The sequence below is a fragment of the Nocardioides sp. F233 genome (assembly GCF_057813895.1).
The window spans coordinates 1-244 of record NZ_JBVASH010000047.1 but is presented as its reverse complement, the minus strand read 5'-3'; the positions used below and the strand labels follow the sequence as shown (position 1 = coordinate 244).

The window sequence follows — 244 nt, the reverse complement described above, 5'->3', positions numbered from 1 at the left end:
TTGCCCGAGGACACCTCGATCGGAGCCACCCCGCCGATCTTGGCCAGGGCGGCCTCATTGTGGACCCGCCCGTCGTGCGACCACACCGACAACACGATCGCGGCGTTGAACGGCCCCAGCCCACACAGCTCGAGCAGGACCGGCGCGTGCGCGGTCACGACCTGCTCAAGCTGCTTCTCGTTGCCTGCCAGCTCGACCCGCAGCTGAAGGAACCGGGTCGCCAACCGGACCGCTTCGGCCCGCG

Annotated in this window: 1 protein-coding gene; it reads right to left on the bottom strand. The window is 69.7% G+C overall.

The features are described from left to right. The coding region (locus ACZYRU_RS27010) for a transposase (protein WP_488960192.1) at positions 1-158 on the bottom strand (158 nt) is incomplete at its 3' end. Positions 159-244 lie beyond the last annotated feature (86 nt).